Raw genomic sequence first — 19,915 nt, 5'->3', positions numbered from 1 at the left:
AAAAAATCCTTATTTTTAATCACTTTATCCTGCATATGAAAAATAGTATTGCCGAACGGATTGCCGACTTCCTGTCAGCCTATCCGCCGTTTACAAACATGACCTTTGATGAACTCACCCATGTAGCTATGGACATCAGGGTGATTACGCTTGAAAAGAACAAAGCCATCTTCAAGATTGACGACCCGCTGCACGATTGTTTTTATGTTGTAGGTGCGGGAATCATCAACTTGTCAGTAATTTCGGATGCAGAGGAAACTTTACTGAACCGCTGCGAACCTGGTGACATTATGGGGCTTCGTCCTTTTTTTGCAAAGAACAATTATCAGATGACAGCAAAGGCGCGCGAGGACAGTATTCTTTATGCTATTCCCATCGCTACTTTCAGGCCATTTGTTGCCAATAATACTGCTGTACTTGATTTCTTATTGCAGAGTTTTGCCAGTACTTCAAGAAGTTCTTTGGACAAAAACAAGAACAAACTCATCAACGACACGGTGCAATATATTGATAGCCAGACGGAAATACAGTATTTCCAGTCTTTGGATTATAATAAAAAACCGCTGACTGTGAGCCCTACTGCAATTGTACAGCAGGTTGCGCAATTAATGACGGACAATCTTTTGGGATGCGTGATCGTCCATGAAAATAACATTCCGCTAGGGATTGTAACAGATGCGGAATTCCGTTCCAAAGTGGCTACCGGGAGATTTTACATCACCACGCTGATCAACAGCATCATGTCGCCGGTAATCACCGTTCCTGAAAACCTTTCCCTGGCTGAGGCACAACTTTTTATGCTTCGGCAAAATGTACAATATTTATGTGTAACAATCGACGGCACCGACAAAACACAAATCCGGGGTGTGATTTCACAGCACGACATCATTTCGGCACAATCCAACAATCCGGGAATTTTGGTCAAGGAAATCAAAAAAGCGCCCGATGCAGAGGAACTCAAGCACCTTCGTGAGAAACTCGCTGATTTCATCCGGATTTCCATAGACAACAAAATCCCGATTTCCCACATCAATAATATCGCTGGGGAAGTGAATATGGCGATTATCAAGCGCGCTGTAGACCTTGTTATCCTTGAAATTGGCTCTGCCCCTGCCCGGTTTGCATGGCTCAGTATTGGAAGCCAGGGCCGCAAAGAACAACTGCTGCTCACTGACCAGGACAGCATGCTGGTGTTTGAAGATGTCGCCGCCGATAAATACAAAGATGTAAAGGATTATTTCCTGAAACTGGCCAAACGCGTCACCGGGATGCTCGAAACCATCGGGTATCCATTATGCAAATACGGGCATATGGCCAGCAATATGGTTTGGTGTAAATCCCTGACCGACTGGACCAACCAATACGACGAATGGATGACGAATCCTGCCGCGAAGCCAGAAGACAGCTACAGTATTTTCTTCGATTTTGAGATTGCATTTGGGGAAATCCAACTGGAGGAAGCGTTGTCAGATAGTATTTTCAGTAATTTAAGCGCCAGGAAAAACAAGAAATTCTTTGCATTCCTCGGTAACGAAGCGATACGAAAACCGCCGCCTTTAAGTTTCTTCAAGCAATTCAACCTTGAAGAAGAAGGAGAGCATAAAGAACTTTTCGATATCAAGAACCGCGCCATTATGCCTTATGTTGATGCGGCGAGAGTGCTGACTTTAAGCAACCACATCAAAGGCATCAACAATACTTTTTCGCGTTTTAAGCAATTGGCGGCCAATGAACCGAAATACGCTGATATCTATATGAATTGTGCCGAAGCATTCCTGATGCTGCTTAAATTCCGCACCATCAGCGGGATTAAAAACGGCAATACCGGACAGTACATTTCAATCGAGGAACTGACGAAACCGGATCGCGAAAAACTCAAGAACTGTTTCCTGCCGCTCAAGGATCTTGAAGAAATCATTAAAAACAAATACCAGCTTACTTTTTTCTCATAAATATGCTTGACTGGCTAAAAAATATCAACAAAGAGTATCCGGATTTCTGGAAAGTGTACCTGTCTAAATTTGACAAGCGCTCACCGCGATCTGTTGCGTTAAGTGTTACTACGACCGGGCATGATTATAAAAAGGATGTGATCCTTTCCATCAGTGCATTCGGGGTCATGAACGATGAAATCATTATTGGCGACAGCTATGAAGTGGTTTTACTCCAGTACGTTTACAACCATGACCATCATTTATCCAATGAATTTATTGTCGAAAGCAAGCAACCCAAAGCATTGGAACCTGACGGAATAAAGGCTTTCGTAGATTATCTCGGAAACGCGGCAATCATTGGGCATCGCGTAAACTTTGATGTAGAGATGATTAATGCGGCATTGGAAAAAATCCATTGCGGCCGACTCAAAAATGAGGCGCTAGATATTGAAATTATGTATCAGAAATGGAAAGACCTTAATGATGACAAGCATTTTACGCTTGCTGAATTAAGCGCACTGCTTAAGATGCCTGCTATCGAAAAAGTTTCTGCTTCCGAAGATGCTTACTCCATCGCATTGATGTTCCTGAAACTGAAATCTAAGCTTGGATTAAAGTAGAATTTACTTTTTCCTGCTTCGATTATATACATAAATGAAGATTGCTATCAATGCTACGCCTGCGGCAATAAGCAATATTCCAAACATATCGTCTGCAGACATTCCTATGATTTTTTTGGTTAAGGTTAGCCAAATTTAGACTAAATTATTATAGCTATTTTAATTTAAATGTAGATAAATAACTACAAAACATGCCGTGATGACTTTTTGAAATGAATGCTTCAGGCTGCTTTGCGGCTATGGGGATTCCCGCTTTATCACGGATAATGTGGTTCCTCATTTCAATATCGCTTCCATGACAGGCAATGCTCGTAAAAAGTGGTTTTATATAGTCATGGTTTCGACAGGTCGTGTGGAGGAACGCCGTATTGATGATCGTTTCAGAAAGGTATTCGGCACTCCCGAAATAGACTTTCCCTGTCGCTGTATTTTCACAAATCTGGCAAATTTGACATTCAAACGCCTTTGGATTAAAGCTGCGCATACCACTTTCCCGGTTCCAGATCTTATAAGCCGCTTCTTTCATGCTCCATAATATCCAGACTACAATTTCCGGTTTTGGTGAATTTATAATGTATGATTGTTCCGTTTCCGTGAATATTTTCTGGAGATAACCTTTTCTTCTCCAGTTGCTTTCTTTTGCGGCTGCCGCCAAATCCACCAAATCGTTACCTATCATGGCTTTAGTCCAGTTTTTCATTGATAATCTCCAAAGCAGCTTTTACCGACAGCATTTTTTCCATCGACTGATTGTCGATTTCAATTCCGAATGCTTCTTCAATATCAAGGACAATATCCACCAGATTGGCAGAATTGATTTTGAGGTCATTGATGAAGTCGGTGTCTTCAGTCAGGTTTTCCAGCGCCTGCTGTTCTTTTACATAAGGCCTGATAATTTCTTTTAACTTAGCAATCGTATCGTTCATAGTATATTTATTTCTTATATTTTTTAAAAATAACACAGCCGTTGACATCGCCAAAGCCAAAACTTGCTTTGGCAACCATATTGATGTTTTTATGGATAAGTTGTGTGGGTATTTTCTGCTTGTCGATCCGTTCCGCTATGTCAGGATGCAGATCATCACAATTGGTATTTGGGAAGACAAAACCATGGTGGATTTGTAAAACGGCTGCCACAGATTCTATGCTGCCCGCAGCAGAGAGGCAATGACCGACGGTTGATTTCAGCGAGTTGATATAGGGGAAATCAGCTCCGCTCCTACCCAACGCCTCCACCCAATTCTCTATCTCCAGGCTGTCTTTCGAAGTGGCAGTGAGGTGCCCATTAACAGCATCAATTTCCGACGCATTGATTCCGGCATTTGCCAAAGCGGCTCTAATGCACTTTTTTACCGCTTCAGGATTTGGCGCAGTCATGGTCCCGCCGCCACGTTGTCCGCCAGAATTGACATTCCCGCCTAAAACCTCTGCGTAAATTTTTGCATTTCGTTCAAGCGCACTGTCCAGATCTTCAAGCAATAAAGCACCTGCCCCACTTCCGGGAACGAAGCCTGATGCAGTGGCTGACATCGGGCGCGAGCCTTTTTCAGGTTCTTCGTTATGTTTGAAAGTACATACTTTCATGGCATCGAACCCTCCCCAGATATATGGACCCGAATCACTGGTGCTTCCTGCCAGCATTCGTTTTGCCTTTCCGGAAACAATCCTTTCGTAAGCCATTAAAATGCTTTCAGTTCCGGTAGTGCAGGCCGATGAATTCGTGGTGACCTGGTTTCCCAGACCCAGTTTCCCGCCCAGATAAGCGCTCACACCACTGTTCATGGTTTGTGCGACTGCAGTACTGCCCAGTTTCCTTGTTTGCAGGTCGTCTATCTTGTAAATGCTTTCACGGAATTTATCGATCCCTGATGTGCCGGTCCCGAATATCGTACCGCTGTCCCAATCAGGATTGTCCATGCCATCAACGGGTAAACTGGCATCATTCCACGCCTGCATGCCGGCAATGACACCATATAATATCCCGGTGGAATTGAAATTGCGGAGCTCCAGTTCAGTGAAATATTTAGAAATATTGCCCACATCCAAATCCGGTTTCGCCGAAATTTTACAGGAAAACTGTAGCCGCTCCAGCTCCGGGTCAAAACGGATCCCCGAAACGCCATTTTTTATGGCATGTGTAAAATCCTGAATCCCGATCCCATTCGGAGATACGACACCCAAGCCTGTAATGACAACCCTTTTATTCATGATTTGCTTGTTATCATTCCTGCAATCGTGCCTTCACACACCACTTTATCGTGTGCATTAAGCATTTTTACGCGGCATTTTAATTTCCCGAAACGGAAATATATTTTTTCAGAAACCACCACTATTTTTTCTTTTGGGTAAACAGGGATTATAAATTCTATTTCTGTTGATGTCAAGGCGATTACAGTAGTTTTATCCAATGTATCATTTGAAAGGTAAATGCCCATGCAAACGAGCCCTATCTGTGCCATGGTTTCTGTAAGTATTACACCCGGAACGACAGGATTCCCTTTAAAATGGCCTTTAAAAAAGTCGTGGTCTTCAGTGAATGTATAATGGCCTTCCACGCTGTTTTCATCAATGTGTGATAAGCCATCCACAAAAAGGAACGGCTTTGCATACGGCAACAAGGCGGGAATCGTTTCTATATCCATCATTACCATTTTAATAAGACCCTCTGGGCTGTAAAACCTGGCCCGAAACTGAGCATCACCCCAGTGTTTCCTTTTTCAGGATGGCGTTCCATACATCTTTCCAATACATATAAGACTGTGGCGCTGGACATGTTTCCGTATGACTTCAAAACTTCCTTCGTGTCGTCAATATTTTTACCTAAGCCAGAGAATAATTCCTCCACAGTCTGCACGATTTTTTTTCCGCCCGGATGAAAAATCAGGTGATTGATATCTTCGATCCGCAAGTTGTTTTTAGCCAGGAAAGGATTGATGATGTTCGGGAAATGTGACGCAATCGTTTCAGGAACTTCAATGTCAAGCACCATTTTAAGTCCGTGGTTGGTGAGTTGAAAGCCCATCATATGGTCATTATCATAAAAATGATACATTTCCTCGTCAATGATTTCCGGACCTTCATCGCTTTTGTCGGACGAAAGTAAGACACAGGCCGCACCATCGCCGAAAATCGCCGCACTGACAATATTGGCCATTGAGAAATCGTCCAGCTGAAACGTTGCCGTCGGACTTTCAACAGCAATTACCGCAGCGCGTTTCCCCGGATTGGAAGCCAGGAAGTTTTTGGCATAAATGATGCCGGAAATCCCAGCTACACAGCCCATTTCAGTGACCGGCAAACGCACGATGTCCTGCCTTAATTTCAATTTATTGATCAGATACGCGTCTAATGACGGAATCATAATGCCGGTGCAACTGACGGTGATGATGTAATCAAGCTGTCCGGGTTGCCAATCCGCTTTCTGCAACGCTTTAGTCAAAACCTTTTCACCAAGATCAATGACTTCCCTGATATAAATGTCATTTTTCTGCTCAAAGGATGTCGCTGTGAAAACTTCGGAAGGTTCCATAATCGAATAACGCCTGTCAACGCCGGCACCTTCAAATATCTTTTTGACTTTTTTGATGAAACGCTCGTCCTGGCCTGAGAGCCAGGCATCAAGGAATGGAAGGATCTCTTCAGTATTTTTATGGTATTGCGGCAACTGTTTGGCGACCGTTTTGATTCGTACACTCATATTTTTGAAATAATCCATTGGTAGCGGAAGGCCCACCGCCAACGGACACTGTAATTTTGAAAGTTTAGTTTTTTTGAATAACCGATCAGTTCCCTTTTTTTGAATCCACGCAATATGGAAACCAGGCCATCTTCTTTTGACATTTTATTGAGCCTGAAAACAAAGCAAACCACCTGAAACAAACGGTACGCCAGGGCACTTCTTTGCAGATCATTGATGATAATGCCTATGCGGGCGCTGTCAGAAAACCGCTGCATCAGGCTCAAGATCTCGCCGTCTTTGAAATGATGCATCGTCAGCGTACACACAATGATATCATGCTTTCCGAGTGATTCTTTAAACACATCTTCGCATCGGTAAATGATATTTGGGTAATGATTCGAAAGTTGCCTTGCATGCCTGATTGTATAATTATTGGCATCAATGCCGGTAAGCTCCAGTTTCAGGTCATTTATCAGTCCGTAATCTGCAATGCATCTCAGCATGGCACCATTGCCGCAGCCCACGTCACAAATGCTGATCGTTTGTGAGGCATCATGATTGCCGATGAGTTTGTCGATGCCGCCCAGGATCGCCTTATTGCCGCCGAGCCATTGGTTAATGCTTTCAATCTTATCCAGCGCATCACGCAGCGTGTCACCTTCAAGACTGAAATCATCCATGATTTCTGCAGCATCAGATCGGTATTTGGTATTTAGGGACATGGGTTTTTAATTGTTAAAACTTTTCCATGGGTTTTGCGGATGATGAAGGGAAGCACCACTGGAAACCAAAACGCAAGTTGCATCAACATCCCTGAAAGGTACCTATTTTGAAGGACTTTTGCTAATGCTTTACCGGTTTTTAATCTTTTGCTGAAATTTTTACGCCATTCCGCAGTATATTCTGACTCTAAATCAGAACGTGAGTATTTTGGATCATGGCAGAATTTAAGAATGCCTTCCGAAGCCATTTTCGCGCTGTGAATTGCCATCGCCATGCCATTGCCACACATCGGATGTATTAATCCTGCAGAATCTCCGGTCATTAAGATGTGGTTTTCAACACAATTTTTGGATTCGAATGATATCTGGCTGATCGATAGTGGTTTCTCAAAAACAGGGGCCGCGTTTTCGAAAATATGTTTTAACGATGGATTTTTGTAAAGCACCTTTTTTTCATATTCTAGAATATTTTTATGCTTTTTAAAGGTGTCATAATCTGCGAGGTAACACACATTCAGGTTGCCGTTTTCTACTTTTGAAATGCCGCAATAACCACCCTCGAAATTGTATAATCCCACAACATCATCAGGGAAATTTCCTTTATAATGTGATTTTACGGCAAGCCAGGGTGATTTTTGGCCTATGAATTTACGCTGTAACTTAATATCAAATGACGACCGCTTTCCGTACGCACCAATCACAATATCTGCTGTCATTTCATTTCCGTTATCCAATACAATCTGGAAAATATCATCTTTGAAAACCACATTTTCGACCGTGGCCGTAATGATTTTACAACCGGCTCCTTTTGCTTTTTGGTGTAGATAATCATCCAGCGTATAACGGCTTATGCCAAAGCCGCCCAACGGAAGTTTACAGCCAATCATCCTGCCTCTTACCGATGTAAACTGAAGTGTATTGATTCCCGCCGGATGCAGCGAATCGATATCAATGCCGAGCCATTCAAAATAAGGAAGGATCTCATTGGAGATATACTCGCCGCAAACCTTGTGCTTCGGATATCCATTTTTTTCTACAAGCGTTACGGGAATACCGGATTTCGAAAGATGTATCGCTGCCGTTAACCCAGCGAGGCCGCCACCAATAATGAGTACCTTTTTCATAGCAAAGTAAATATACGCAAAATCGCTGCAATATCACTCCATTTCACCCAGCAGGATCGACCAGATTTCCTTTTTCCTGCCACCGAAATCCTTGACCTGCGGCACAAAATAGATTTTCTGCGACACATCATTCACCATAATGCTGTTGTTGACGGCGATTTCCAGGGTATAGATATTCATCCAGGAATCTTCGGAGAAATAACTGGAAAGGCGTTTCCTTTTAAGGCTGATTTTTAACGGCCGGTTGAACTTGTCCATCTTAGCGAGCAAAGCGTCCAGTGCGACAGGCACTTTATCCGCAGTGGTGATGTCTATGACCATCGTATTCTTTGACGCGAATAAGGCATAGATGTTTTCCTTCAGCTGCGCTTTCAATGCATCAGAGGAAGTCTCATTGGCCAGCATTTCAAGGTATTGGAAATAATCACGCACCTTATCCAGCGAATGTTGCTGCCATGCGCCCAAAGCGGCGCGTGAAAAATTGGATTTCATATCTTTTTTCACTTCTGCAGTTGAGGCCTGCCCGAAAAAAGACAATGAAAAAAACAATAAGCCGGTAATGCATAATCTCCTGAGCATATTATTCCTGTGTAATCCGGATAAAATTGATGCGGTTATCCTTGTTGTTATTGATTTCGACTATTTTCATTTTCCTGACGGCATCGGTCGGGATGACGATCTTTCCGGAAAATTCCTGTTTGTTCATATATTCCGTGCCGAGATTATCGCGAAGCATCAGTAGTACTTCCACGTCATCGGCGAGTATTTTGTCGAGTTGCTGCTTGCGCGTCTGCCAGTCCTTCACATCCGATAGCATGAACGCCTTGAGCATCATCGCATAATCATCGGGCTTCATCAATACTTCGGTTTGTTTTTGCTCGGGCTGTTTGATTTCAACCGTCTTGTTTTGATAATATGGGCTTTCGATTACGATTTTCGTGCTTTTGCCTTTATTGACCGTGACTTCGACTTTCTCATCTCTTATTTCAAGTGGAATTTTCTTATTATCCTCAATCTGGTAAATCTTTACATCTTCGGGCCTGAGGTTTTTCTTGGTGAATTCGTCTTTGAGTTCAATCGTATGCTTTTTTTGATCCGAAGGATAAAAATAGACCGCCAGCCCGGATACCATAATCAACATCAAAATGGCGTAGATGATAAGCCTTCTTTTTTTCCAGATCTGACTTCTGTCTGCCTTCAATTCCACTGCCGACAAATCCTTCAGCCGGAATTCATCCCAGCCTGAATACCCTACAAAACGGCTTAAGATATCGAGCATATCCTTGCGCGGAAGCTTTTCGTTGGTTTCCGGTTTCAGGTGCGTGTAAATCCATTTCTCGCTGATGCGCTCCTTAAGATGCTGCTCGATAAGCAGTATCAGGTTTTGAATGTCCTGGCTGCTGAAATTCTTCCACGAACCCTGGAAATACGGATAATGCCTCATGTATTCGAGGAGCACTTCCTTTTTCAGTTCCTGAAACGGATCGGTTTGGGTCATCGGTTGATCAAAAGTAGTTTTTGTCTTTGGAAAAGCTGCTGTAAATGTACTGTAAAACTTTTGAAATATTTTACAGTGACTGGAAAGTGGCTTTACCAAAGGATTTTCAGCCAGCGATTGTAATGTTGCCCCATCAATTTTAAATATATTATTATGAAAACAACATTTATCGCGGGATTTTTATTCCTGAACCTGTCCAGCGCACAACACACCGGAAACCAGCTGTATGCCAACCCAGACGGCAATTCCGGCTATGCAGAAGTCATCCACAATGCTTATGCTGAAAAGATTACTGATAATGGGGCGCAATTGATTTACCGCATGAATATTCTCGACAATATTAAAGCAGATTCTTACGTCGTAACATTAGGGTTGAACCAGGAAGCGACGAGTCCGAAAGAGTGCAATGCGAAAATCAATAAAAGAATTGACGGCTTTAAATCAGCGCTTAAAAAATGGGGCATTGATGATGATGATATCGCTGTTGATTTTATTTCGCAGACAAAAATATACGATTTCAAAGCGGCCGTAAATGGCGCACAAACCAGTTTTGAAGAACAGGAAAAGGGGTTTGAAATCAAGAAAAATATCATCATAAGATTGCATAAAATGACCCTCTTTGATGAATTGGTGGAATCGGCATCCGAATTTGACATCTATAACATCGCAAAAGTCGATTACTTCTGTAAAGACCAGCAGAAAGTATATGACAGCATGCTTTCCGAAGCCAATAAAATCCTGGAAATACGGAAAACAGCATCCAATAAGGACATCAATAATCCTGATTTATACGGCAAACCTAAGATCAGCATTAACTTTTACAGCATACAACCCGCAAACCAGTATAAAAAATACACCGCTTATGAAAGTGCTGACGTGGTTTTCAAAAGTGACTATTATTCGGATAAAAGCTATGTAAAACAGGAAGAGCGCAAAAGCAACACGTTTTATTACGACGGCCGGCAGCCGGATTTATATGATAGCGTCCTGAATGCCGATACGCCCATGGTCGGGTTGCAATATGTGATGGAAGTGGTGGTAACTTATACAAAATATTAATACCGCGTCGGGATCCTGAAACATAAAAAGCAGCTTTAATGGCTGCTTTTTTAGTATATGTTACTTTAATTTCAATGATTTTTGCAACTGCAGCAGGTAACTGTGGTTGTCGGTCCTGTCAAATTCCTTTTCGAAATAAGCATTCAGGCCCGCCTGTGCTGTTGCGGGGAGTTCATCCCAGTAATCGATCATCATTTCGTCGATATAGAAAATCAATGTGATATGGCATGCAATATGGAAATCGGCCCATTTTTTAAGCAGTTTGCTTTTTAATGCAAGGCGTTGTGCTTCTGTAAACTTAATGCTTTCACTATCGATGATGTTTTTGATCAAGTCAAAAGTATTTGCAGATACGGAACAGACTTTGGGATAAGATGCTTCCATGGTTTCCAGTTCGGAAAGGCACTTCATGATATGCTCAAATGTTTCGCCGTTCATCATCCTCTCAATCTGGCTGTAGCCAAACAAATCCGTACGGAACGGATTTCGCTTTAACAAAACAATGGCTTCGTCTAAAGTGTCAGCAGGCTTATTAATGCCTGCAAAAATGGGGTTAGGATGTTCTTTGTCCGTTTCAAAACTATCATTTGATATATTTCCGAATTGAGTAACCGGCTTGTAATCCGGATAATATTCCGCCAGGAACTTCCTGTAATTAATGATTGAAAAATGCTTTTGATGTTTTGCGATAAGGCTCTCCAATTGAGATAAAAACGCAGTGACATCCTTATCAGCATTCAAACGGATTTGCAGTTTAAACAACTCATATAACAAGGATTCGCTTTCGGCGAGTGGCTTGCAATTTGCCAAAACAGCATCGTATGATATGATAAAATCATTGCCGGGGTTTGCAAATGCATCGCCTTGTTTCCGGGAATCCCATTGAAATGCATATTCCCAGATAATCGTCTGATGGTACAGGCTGTTGTATGAGGGCGTTTCCTTTAATTTTGAATTGTATTGCCAATCTTTTCCACTTTCGGCAACAGCCTCGGCAAGGCTCAGGTAAGACAGAAAATGCCCGTTGGCATCGCTTTCAGTAGTAAGGATAATGTCTTTTTCCGGATGATTGGTGCGTACGGCATAATCCATCAGGAATTGTGACGCCGCTTTCATCGATTCATTACCTTCCGGAAACCGATCAAAAATTATGGCTGCAGCGGCAAGGTCCGGACGATATCCAACGCTGTATAACGCAATATTCTTAAACGCATTATACCCACGGTGAATGTCAAATAAGGCAAGGCAATGGCTCGGTCTTACAAAGGAAAAGGCATTATAGCAAATGAAGAAAATAAGGAGCGTGCTGATTATTTTTTTTAATCTCATCATCATTCAAAATTTCTGATTCGGCATCCTTAAATCCTACCGTCCTTGATCTCTTCTACAATTTCAGGATTAAGCAACGTCGATATGTCCCCGAAATTTGAAAAATCACCTTCCGCAATCTTTCTCAGGATGCGTCGCATGATTTTTCCGCTGCGTGTCTTCGGCAATCCGTTTACAAACTGTATCTTATCGAGTTTGGCAATCGGGCCGATCTGGTGCGAAATCATCATATTGATTTCATTCGCGAGATTGTTACGGTCCCTGCTCTCCCCTGTTTCCTTCAGGATGATATACCCGTAAAGGGCATTGCCTTTGATGTCATGCGGGAAGCCTACAATCGCACTTTCAGCCACCGCCGGATGTTCGTTAATCGCATCTTCAATAGGTGCTGTGCCTAAATTATGCCCCGAAACGATCACCACATCATCCACCCTGCCCGTAATCCTGTAATACCCTACTTCATCTCGCAAAGCGCCGTCTCCGGTGAAATATTTGCCTGGAAATGTGGAAAAATAAGTATCCTTATATCGTTGATGATTTCCCCATATCGTCCTTGCAATCGCCGGCCATGGGAATTTGATGCACAAACTTCCGGTCACCTGGTTACCTTCGATTTCGTTGCGCTTCTCATCCATCAAAACAGGCTGGATTCCCGGTAAAGGCAGCGATGCATAGGTAGGTTTGGTAGGCGTGATAAATGCCAATGGAGAGATCATGATGCCACCCGTTTCGGTTTGCCACCAGGTATCGACCAATGGGCAGCGCTTCCCTCCTACGTGGTCGTTATACCAATGCCAGGCTTCTTCATTGATAGGTTCCCCCACCGACCCGATAACTTTGAGCGACTTGAGGGGATAAGGCTGAATGTAATCGATGTTCTCTTTCGCCAGAGCCCTTATCGCGGTAGGCGCTGTATAAAAATGCGTGACGCGGTGCTTTTCAATCACTTCCCAAAACCTGCTGAAATCAGGATGTGATGGTACGCCTTCAAACATCACCGTCGTAGCGCCATTCAGCAACGGGCCGTATAAAATATAGGAATGCCCGGTAATCCATCCAATATCCGCCGTGCACCAGAAAATATCATTCTCCTCGTAATTAAACACGTTCTTGAAAGTATACGCTGTATACACCATATATCCCGCCGTCGTATGCACCATCCCTTTCGGTTTCCCGGTCGAGCCGGAAGTATATAAAATGAACAACGGGTCTTCTGCATCCATGATTTCGGCTACATTATTATCTGAAGCTTCGTCCAGCAACGGCTGCAGCCAGATGTCGCGGTCCGCGTGCATACTGATTTCATCGTTTGTCCTTTTCGCCACCAATACGCTTTTTACAGAGGGACAGCTTTGCAACGCTTCATCCACGATGCTTTTCAGGCCGATGGTTTTGTTCCCGCGGAAACCACCGTCAGATGTGACTACCATTTTGCAATCCGAATCGTTGATCCTTGTGGCCAGCGCTGCCGCAGAAAAACCTGCAAACACTACAGAATGTATCGCGCCAATCCGCGCGCATGCCAGCACAGCTACCGCCAGTTCCGGAATCATGGGAAGGTAAATGCACACCCGGTCGCCTTTGGCAATCCCCTGAGCGCGCAATACGTTGGCCATTTTGCACACGCGCTGGTGCAGTTCGTTGTAGGTAATATGCAACGCAGGTTCGTCGGGGTTGTTCGGTTCAAAGATGATGGCGGTTTTGTTTCCGCGACGCGCCAGGTGCCTGTCGATGGCATTTTTTACGATATTGACTTTTGCATCGACAAACCATTTTACATCGGCTTCAGCCATATTGAAATCGACGACCTTTTCCCATTGCTGGTACCATGTGAAATTTTCTTCTGCGATTTTGCCCCAGAATTTCCGCGGCTCACGTATCGATTTATTATAATGCTTGAAGTATTGCTCTAAACTGTCGATCTTGTAATAGCTCATCTTTAATTGTATTGGTAAAAGCAAAAATAAGGATTCGTTGTTTATTGTAGTCGGATTATTTTATCTAATTATTAAGTCATAAGAGCGCCTTGACGTGGTTTTTTCCGAATTTGCTTCTTGTCTCGTTCGGGTATGTTAGGAACCGCCGCGAATTCCCAGTAAAAGGTAAGGATCCGAAAGGCTTAGAAATTCTTACTAAAAGTATGTTCAGTTGGTCTCAAAAAAACGGGATAAAAAACCAACATCAGAATGCTGCTAAAAAGTACGCTTTGTTACTCCAGAAGATGACTCGAAGCAAACTCGAACAAAACCCGAACAAAACTGCAAGGACGCAAACGACTTTTTTAAGTATTTTTCTGATAATATTAATCATTCCGTTTAAAATGTTTACGGCCCTTCGGTGAATTTTTTTCTTACAAATATCCCAGGCCATGCGCATCATTTTTTTGGCAATTTAAATGCGCCATTCCGAGTGGTAATTTTTTTCTAAACTGCAACTTATTAATTAGTTACATTTGCGCCTGTAAAATAATACGTTATGAAATCAAAAATTACTTTCCTGGCCATATTGTATTCTTTCCTCTACGCTAACGCACAGGTAGAATTTGAGGACCACACAGTGATCGATAATGCATTGTACGTACAATCGCCGAATGGTGTTTATTCAGCCGATTTTGACGGTGATGGTGATAAGGATGTACTCACCTCGTCCTACTTCGGCAACAGGCTGGTATGGTTCGAGAACCTGGATGGTACGGGTGGTGATTTTACGCTGCATACCATCACAGATGCGATTCCTACGCCATGGGCGGTTTATGCTGCCGACCTTGATGGTGACGGGGATATGGATGCTGTGTCTGCTTCCTTATCCGGTAATAATGTCGCCTGGTATGAAAACACGGATGGTCATGGCACATTTGTACTAAAGCAGGCCAGGTATGCCTACAAAGCCAACTTTGTAATGGCCGCCGATGTTGATAATGACAATGATCTGGATTTGATATGGTCTTCCCGGTCAGAAGGTGAGATGGGATGGTTCAAAAATACCGATGGCCTGGGGGATTTTAACGGCTCCCTGAATATCGAAAACAATGTGACGAGTATTCCTGGTTTTTACCCGGCAGATATAAATGGTGACGGAGCTGTAGACATCGTTTCTGCTTATTCCATAGACGGTGGTGGCTCACAGGGTGTAGTGTGGTACCCAAAAACCGGGACAAGCAGTTTTGGAAACAGGACGTTGATATCGAATGCTGTGAGCTATGTTACTTCAGTGTACGCGGGCGATATCGATGGCGATGGTGATGTGGATGTAGTGTCTGCGTCCGGAAGCGACGATAAGATTGCGTGGTATGAAAATACGGACGGATTGGGCACTTTCGGTACTCAACAGGTTTTATCGGTAACTGCCGTTAGTGCTTCGGTGGTGAGGCTGGCTGATATGGACGGTGACGGCGATCTCGATATTATCTTCGGGTCAAATGAGGATAAGAAAATTGGTTGGTTCCAAAATACGGATGGTCAGGGTAATTTCAGCAGTGAAACCTTAATAGCATCACATTCCGGCGACATCCGCGACATCTGTTTTTCTGATATGGATGCCGACGGGGATCTGGATTTCCTTACCGCTACGAACATCGATAACAACATCAAATTATATAAAAATACGTTTGGGACTGGTACTTATACACCGTCTATCATTACAAAATTTATAGATGGCGGCCGGGTCGTACGTGCTGACGATATAGATGGGGACGGCGATAAGGATATCATCGGCGCTTCTTATTGGGACAGCAAAATTTCATGGTTTGAGAATAAGGACGGTCAGGGTGATTTTCATAATACCCAACGCGTCGTATCCGATACCATGCACGGTGCATCTGCAGTCTGCACCGGAGACCTGAATGGCGATGGGTTTACCGATATCCTTGCTACGTCTTACCTTGACAATAGTGTGATGTGGTTTAAGAACACTGACGGATTGGGCACTTTCGCGAGCCCGCAAATTATAGACAATGATCTGTATACAGCATTAAATGTCTTCACTGCTGATATCGATGATGATGGCGACCTGGATGTAATCGCTTCAGGCCACGGAAAAATCAAGCTGTATAAGAACGTCGATGGCCTGGGCAGCTTCGGTACGCCCATAGTCATAGACGCAATGGGCAACAGCAATACCTACGATATTGATTTTGGCGACCTTGACGGTGATGGTGATCTGGACATGGCTGCGGGATTCAGTTACGGGGTTTTCTATTACCGGAACCTCGACGGGCAGGGCACGTACAGCGCAAGGCAACCTATTGCAGGCTATCAATATGCTACGTACTCGGTAAAAATCGCCGATTTTAATAATGACGGAGATAATGATATCGTCTTTACCGGTCAGAATACAAATGTCAGTGACGCGCCTTACTTGCGTTGGTCAGAAAACAACGGTTCCGGGACATTTGGTGGAAATCACCTGATTACAACCCTCATTGCAACACCCAAAAATATTATTGCCGCTGATATCGATAATGACGGAGATACAGATGTCGCTTCCGCAGATGCCGGAAACGGTGGCGTGCTGGCGTGGTACAGCAATACCGATGGCCAGGGAAATTTTGAAAATACGCAACAGATCATCTCACAGGGTTTAAACAGCCCCAACTATTTGTTCGCAGCAGATATTGACGGCAATGACACTTTAGACATCGTATCCACATCTGAATATGATGACAAAGTGGTATGGCACAAAAATATACCGCTCCCAACCTCTAACAGTATCGGCGGTATGGTGCGTTTCGACTTTCAGGCTGATGGCTGCAACGATACCGATGCGGTTTTAAGCGGCATTTTAGTTGTGGCTTCCGATGATGCGGGTACTAACGCTACATTCTCCCAGGAGAACGGGCACTTCCAGCTTTACACGACTGAAGAAGGTATGGTTACGACAAAAATCACATCACAATTGCCAGACTATTACGAACCTAATCCGGCAACGTTTGAATCGAACTTTACCGGGTTGGGAAACCATGATGACGTGAATTTTTGTATCGTTCCCACTGTGGTCATCAACGATTTGAATGTAAGCTTTTATCCAACGGCGAACGCTCCAAGACCAGGTTTTAACACTGCTTACAGGATCGTTTATAAAAATACGGGCACAACGCAACTGAACGGGGCTGTCACCTTTGGATATGATGGCTCAAAATTAAACTTCCTGAACGCGAGTGAAGCGGTCACTTCCCAAACCAGCAATACGTTGGTATTTGATTTTACAGACCTGAATCCTTTCGAAACAAAAACCATCGAATTGTACTTTAATGTGTCTGCTCCTCCTGTTACCAACATCGGCGATGTTTTGACCACAACGGCTACCATCAGTCCTGTTGCGGGAGACAATACAGCAGGCGATAATGTGTTTTCCTGCACCCAGACCGTTGTCGGCTCCTACGACCCCAACGACATCAGCTGTCTTGAAGGCAACGAGGTATTGATCGCTGATGCCGGAAAATACCTGCATTACCTGGTCCGTTTTCAAAATACCGGAACGGCAAGTGCCATAAATGTACGCGTAGCGCAAACTCTTGACGACAAGCTCGACTGGACCACGATGCAACTCGAAAGCCTTAGCCATCCTGGCCGCGTGGATATCCATAATGGCAGCGAAGTAAGTTTTGTATTCGACGACATCAACCTGCCGGACAGCACGAGCGATGAGGCCCATTCGCATGGATTTATCGCATATAAAATTAAGCCAAAATCAAATGTGGCTACAGGCGATACCGTTAATGCAGCGGCAGGCATCTATTTTGATTTCAATCCGCCTGTGGTGACCAATACCGCAACGACCGAATTTGTAGATGTTTTGTCTGTCGACGGATCTGAAGCCGCTAACATAACGCTTTCTCCAAACCCTACTGATGGCATCCTGAACATTGCTGCGACGACTAAAATAACAAATGCAGACCTCTACAATCATTTGGGGCAGTTGGTGTTTTCAGCCAAAGACCCCCTGAAGATTGATATCTCATCGCTAAGCCAGGGCATTTATGTAATGACTTTAAAAGACGTTTCAGGAAATACTTATACCAGGAAAATCATCAGGAAATAAGACCATATCATGCAAACAAATCAGCACACCACCGCAATGGCTTCAAGGCTGCAGGAAGTTTTCCTTGACGGTACATGGATTGCCAATACCAATTATAAAGACCAGATCCAAAAAGTGAATTGGGAGCAGGCCATCCAAAAAATTGAAAACCTCAATTCTATTGCCGCCCTGACTTACCATATCAACTATTACCTTGCGGGACTGCTCGATGCGTTTGATAGCGGCGAACTTAAAATCAGTGACAAATACAGTTTCGACCTTCCGCCTGTAAATGATGCAGCAGATTGGGATTTGCTCGTTTTCAAATTTTTAAGCAATGCGGAACAGTTTTGCAAATGCATTGCCATGATGACTGACGATATGCTCCAAAAGCCATTCATCGATGAAAAATACGGTACCTACCAGCGCAATATTGAAGGTGTCATCGAGCACAGTTACTATCATTTGGGCCAGATTACTTTGATCAATAAACTGTTGCAAAAGTAATTTCCTTCGTTTCAGGTTTTCGCACAAAAATACCCCCTAGAGGGTATTTTTTTTTTGATCCGGTAATTGTAGATTTGGCTGATAATAAACCAATTAAACTATAAATCATGAGCTACACAAGAGAACAGATTGAAGCGGCGTTGAAATCAAAAAAATATGCCTGGTTCGAAGGCCCCAAGGATTATGACGTAAACATCGTAGGCATCCGGAATTCAGCAACGGGTAAAAGCGTCACAAACGTGTTTGATGATTTTTTGACCATTTCCTACAAGATTGCCGGCGTGTGGCAATTTAAGGTCTGGCCCATTACGACAGATCCGGGGACCAAAGCCGTGAAGCAATTCTCCAACCCAAATGGTGTTGCCAGGCTGATCCCAAATCAATATAGGAACTCGCATGCTATCGGCCTCCATAAGCAGACTTATGAAGCGCTGCGTCAGCAAAAGCCGGTAAAAGTATGGCGCGATAAGAACAAGAACATGACATTTGACGAAACGGTCGTTGAAGAAGGCATATTCTACATCAACATTCACAAGAGCAACCCTACGACCGAATCCCAGTATGTGGAAAACTGGAGCGAAGGCTGTCAGGTTTTTAAAAAAGTCAAGGATTTTAATGAATTTATGGTCATTTGCAACAAAGCGAAAAATATTCATGGCAATTCCTTTACGTATACATTGATTGAATCGAAAGACATTGTTTAAACAAATGAAGCGGATTGGCAAATTAGCCAATGTATCAGATCAAGCTATCTAATTTGCTAATCCGCTAATCAATTTCCGTTTTTTTCATTTAAGTTTGTAAAAACAAACCCACTAATGCAATTCGATCCTGCACTCAATGACCGGCGATCGGTCTATAAACTGCTTACCGGCGCCGTCATTCCCCGTCCTATCGGATGGATTTCGACCTTAAGCGAAGACAACATCCCAAACCTTGCACCTTTTTCTTTCTTCAACGTCGTTGGCGATGATCCGCCACATGTGATGTTTTCTGCGGCGCGCTCCAGCGGCTCGAATAAGGATACGCTGAACAATGTTTTGTCGACCGGGCAGTTCGTCGTCAATATGGTCACTGAAGATATCGTCGAACAGATGAACAAGACTTCTGAAATGGTTGCAGCCGATGTCAATGAATTTGAACTCGCCGGCCTCACCGCTTTGGAATCCGTCAAGATAAAACCATTCCGCGTCAAGGAAAGCCCTATTACGATGGAATGCGAACTCGTACACCATTATGAACTCGAAAACCATCAATATGGCGGCGCAGTAGTGATCATCGGGAAAATAGTCATGTTCCATATTGATGACGACGTACTTTTGGAAGATTTCAAAATCGACATGGACCACTATAAACCGGTTTCAAGGCTGGCAGGCGCAAATTATTCCCGTATGGGCGAAATCTTTACAGTCAAAAGAGCTTAAC

General features: G+C 43.6%; 18 protein-coding genes. 7 read left to right on the top strand and 11 right to left on the bottom strand.

All coding sequences use genetic code 11. The features are described from left to right. The first annotated feature begins 35 nt into the window (after nucleotides 1-35). A complete protein-coding gene (locus tag HYN49_RS11500; RefSeq protein ID WP_108904254.1) occupies nucleotides 36-1,952 on the top strand; it encodes a DUF294 nucleotidyltransferase-like domain-containing protein in 1,917 nt (638 codons plus the stop codon). 2 nt (nucleotides 1,953-1,954) lie between these two features. After that, the gene (locus HYN49_RS11495) at nucleotides 1,955-2,554 is read left to right on the top strand and encodes a 3'-5' exonuclease (protein ID WP_108904253.1); all 600 of its coding nucleotides are present in this window, start codon (nucleotides 1,955-1,957) and stop codon (nucleotides 2,552-2,554) included. Nucleotides 2,555-2,708: 154 nt separating this feature from the next. On the opposite strand, the gene HYN49_RS11490 is transcribed toward HYN49_RS11495, so the two are convergent. From HYN49_RS11490 to HYN49_RS11450, 9 genes are read right to left on the bottom strand one after another with little or no spacing between them, the layout of a single operon-like run. After that, nucleotides 2,709-3,254, bottom strand: a complete 546-nt coding sequence (locus HYN49_RS11490) for a 4'-phosphopantetheinyl transferase family protein (protein ID WP_245892169.1) — start codon at nucleotides 3,252-3,254, stop codon at nucleotides 2,709-2,711. Next, nucleotides 3,238-3,480: an acyl carrier protein gene (locus HYN49_RS11485; RefSeq protein ID WP_108904252.1), complete on the bottom strand. Its 243-nt coding sequence runs from the start codon at nucleotides 3,478-3,480 to the stop codon at nucleotides 3,238-3,240. Before HYN49_RS11485 ends, HYN49_RS11490 begins: the two co-directional genes overlap by 17 nt. 7 nt (nucleotides 3,481-3,487) lie before the next feature. Continuing rightward, nucleotides 3,488-4,762, bottom strand: coding sequence for a beta-ketoacyl-[acyl-carrier-protein] synthase family protein (locus HYN49_RS11480; RefSeq protein ID WP_108904251.1), 1,275 nt, complete (start codon nucleotides 4,760-4,762; stop codon nucleotides 3,488-3,490). Then, nucleotides 4,759-5,196 (bottom strand): 3-hydroxyacyl-ACP dehydratase FabZ family protein, encoded by a 438-nt coding sequence (locus tag HYN49_RS11475; protein ID WP_108905045.1) that lies wholly within the window; start codon nucleotides 5,194-5,196, stop codon nucleotides 4,759-4,761. The genes HYN49_RS11480 and HYN49_RS11475 overlap by 4 nt, the downstream gene beginning before the upstream one ends. Before the next feature lie 2 nt (nucleotides 5,197-5,198). Then, nucleotides 5,199-6,251, bottom strand: coding sequence for a type III polyketide synthase (locus HYN49_RS11470; RefSeq protein WP_108905044.1), 1,053 nt, complete (start codon nucleotides 6,249-6,251; stop codon nucleotides 5,199-5,201). After that, nucleotides 6,248-6,955, bottom strand: coding sequence for a methyltransferase domain-containing protein (locus tag HYN49_RS11465; protein ID WP_108904250.1), 708 nt, complete (start codon nucleotides 6,953-6,955; stop codon nucleotides 6,248-6,250). Before HYN49_RS11465 ends, HYN49_RS11470 begins: the two co-directional genes overlap by 4 nt. Then, nucleotides 6,946-8,079: an NAD(P)/FAD-dependent oxidoreductase gene (locus HYN49_RS11460; RefSeq protein ID WP_108904249.1), complete on the bottom strand. Its 1,134-nt coding sequence runs from the start codon at nucleotides 8,077-8,079 to the stop codon at nucleotides 6,946-6,948. The genes HYN49_RS11465 and HYN49_RS11460 overlap by 10 nt, the downstream gene beginning before the upstream one ends. A gap of 33 nt (nucleotides 8,080-8,112) precedes the next feature. Then, nucleotides 8,113-8,658, bottom strand: a complete 546-nt coding sequence (locus HYN49_RS11455) for a hypothetical protein (RefSeq protein ID WP_108904248.1) — start codon at nucleotides 8,656-8,658, stop codon at nucleotides 8,113-8,115. Nucleotide 8,659: 1 nt separating this feature from the next. Further along, nucleotides 8,660-9,577, bottom strand: a complete 918-nt coding sequence (locus tag HYN49_RS11450) for a hypothetical protein (RefSeq protein WP_108904247.1) — start codon at nucleotides 9,575-9,577, stop codon at nucleotides 8,660-8,662. 153 nt (nucleotides 9,578-9,730) lie between these two features. Here HYN49_RS11450 and HYN49_RS11445 point away from each other — a divergent pair, with 153 nt between their 5' ends. Further along, entirely contained in the window at nucleotides 9,731-10,636 is a 906-nt protein-coding gene (locus tag HYN49_RS11445; protein ID WP_108904246.1) for an SIMPL domain-containing protein, read from the top strand. A gap of 60 nt (nucleotides 10,637-10,696) precedes the next feature. Here the strand turns inward: HYN49_RS11445 and HYN49_RS11440 are convergent, their stop codons facing one another. Together HYN49_RS11440 and acs are read right to left on the bottom strand one after the other, a co-directional pair. Further along, the gene (locus HYN49_RS11440) at nucleotides 10,697-11,968 is read right to left on the bottom strand and encodes a hypothetical protein (RefSeq protein ID WP_108904245.1); all 1,272 of its coding nucleotides are present in this window, start codon (nucleotides 11,966-11,968) and stop codon (nucleotides 10,697-10,699) included. 26 nt (nucleotides 11,969-11,994) lie between these two features. Further along, a complete protein-coding gene (gene acs / locus HYN49_RS11435; protein ID WP_108904244.1) occupies nucleotides 11,995-13,902 on the bottom strand; it encodes an acetate--CoA ligase in 1,908 nt (635 codons plus the stop codon). Nucleotides 13,903-14,440: 538 nt separating this feature from the next. Here acs and HYN49_RS11425 point away from each other — a divergent pair. The 4 genes from HYN49_RS11425 to HYN49_RS11410 all read left to right on the top strand — a co-directional run bounded on the left by HYN49_RS11425 (nucleotide 14,441) and on the right by HYN49_RS11410 (nucleotide 19,914). After that, nucleotides 14,441-18,004 (top strand): FG-GAP-like repeat-containing protein, encoded by a 3,564-nt coding sequence (locus tag HYN49_RS11425; RefSeq protein WP_108904242.1) that lies wholly within the window; start codon nucleotides 14,441-14,443, stop codon nucleotides 18,002-18,004. 9 nt (nucleotides 18,005-18,013) lie between these two features. Continuing rightward, a complete protein-coding gene (locus HYN49_RS11420) occupies nucleotides 18,014-18,490 on the top strand; it encodes a DinB family protein (protein ID WP_108904241.1) in 477 nt (158 codons plus the stop codon). A gap of 107 nt (nucleotides 18,491-18,597) precedes the next feature. Further along, the gene (locus tag HYN49_RS11415; RefSeq protein WP_108904240.1) at nucleotides 18,598-19,194 is read left to right on the top strand and encodes a hypothetical protein; all 597 of its coding nucleotides are present in this window, start codon (nucleotides 18,598-18,600) and stop codon (nucleotides 19,192-19,194) included. Between the two features lie 114 nt (nucleotides 19,195-19,308). Continuing rightward, entirely contained in the window at nucleotides 19,309-19,914 is a 606-nt protein-coding gene (locus tag HYN49_RS11410; protein ID WP_108904239.1) for a flavin reductase family protein, read from the top strand. The last annotated feature ends 1 nt before the right edge of the window (nucleotide 19,915 follow it).

Origin of the sequence: Flavobacterium pallidum (assembly GCF_003097535.1) — a bacterium.
GTDB classification, from domain to species: Bacteria; Bacteroidota; Bacteroidia; order Flavobacteriales; family Flavobacteriaceae; genus Flavobacterium; species Flavobacterium pallidum.
This window is presented reverse-complemented; position numbering and strand designations above follow the sequence as displayed.

Coding starts and splice junctions, on each gene's coding strand:
- HYN49_RS11500 (WP_108904254.1), top strand. CDS start 36: ATGAAAAATAGTATTGCCGAACGGATTGCCGACTTCCTGTCAGCCTAT.
- HYN49_RS11495 (WP_108904253.1), top strand. CDS start 1,955: ATGCTTGACTGGCTAAAAAATATCAACAAAGAGTATCCGGATTTCTGG.
- HYN49_RS11490 (WP_245892169.1), bottom strand. CDS start 3,254: ATGAAAAACTGGACTAAAGCCATGATAGGTAACGATTTGGTGGATTTG.
- HYN49_RS11485 (WP_108904252.1), bottom strand. CDS start 3,480: ATGAACGATACGATTGCTAAGTTAAAAGAAATTATCAGGCCTTATGTA.
- HYN49_RS11480 (WP_108904251.1), bottom strand. CDS start 4,762: ATGAATAAAAGGGTTGTCATTACAGGCTTGGGTGTCGTATCTCCGAAT.
- HYN49_RS11475 (WP_108905045.1), bottom strand. CDS start 5,196: ATGGATATAGAAACGATTCCCGCCTTGTTGCCGTATGCAAAGCCGTTC.
- HYN49_RS11470 (WP_108905044.1), bottom strand. CDS start 6,251: ATGAGTGTACGAATCAAAACGGTCGCCAAACAGTTGCCGCAATACCAT.
- HYN49_RS11465 (WP_108904250.1), bottom strand. CDS start 6,955: ATGTCCCTAAATACCAAATACCGATCTGATGCTGCAGAAATCATGGAT.
- HYN49_RS11460 (WP_108904249.1), bottom strand. CDS start 8,079: ATGAAAAAGGTACTCATTATTGGTGGCGGCCTCGCTGGGTTAACGGCA.
- HYN49_RS11455 (WP_108904248.1), bottom strand. CDS start 8,658: ATGCTCAGGAGATTATGCATTACCGGCTTATTGTTTTTTTCATTGTCT.
- HYN49_RS11450 (WP_108904247.1), bottom strand. CDS start 9,577: ATGACCCAAACCGATCCGTTTCAGGAACTGAAAAAGGAAGTGCTCCTC.
- HYN49_RS11445 (WP_108904246.1), top strand. CDS start 9,731: ATGAAAACAACATTTATCGCGGGATTTTTATTCCTGAACCTGTCCAGC.
- HYN49_RS11440 (WP_108904245.1), bottom strand. CDS start 11,968: ATGATGAGATTAAAAAAAATAATCAGCACGCTCCTTATTTTCTTCATT.
- acs (WP_108904244.1), bottom strand. CDS start 13,902: ATGAGCTATTACAAGATCGACAGTTTAGAGCAATACTTCAAGCATTAT.
- HYN49_RS11425 (WP_108904242.1), top strand. CDS start 14,441: ATGAAATCAAAAATTACTTTCCTGGCCATATTGTATTCTTTCCTCTAC.
- HYN49_RS11420 (WP_108904241.1), top strand. CDS start 18,014: ATGCAAACAAATCAGCACACCACCGCAATGGCTTCAAGGCTGCAGGAA.
- HYN49_RS11415 (WP_108904240.1), top strand. CDS start 18,598: ATGAGCTACACAAGAGAACAGATTGAAGCGGCGTTGAAATCAAAAAAA.
- HYN49_RS11410 (WP_108904239.1), top strand. CDS start 19,309: ATGCAATTCGATCCTGCACTCAATGACCGGCGATCGGTCTATAAACTG.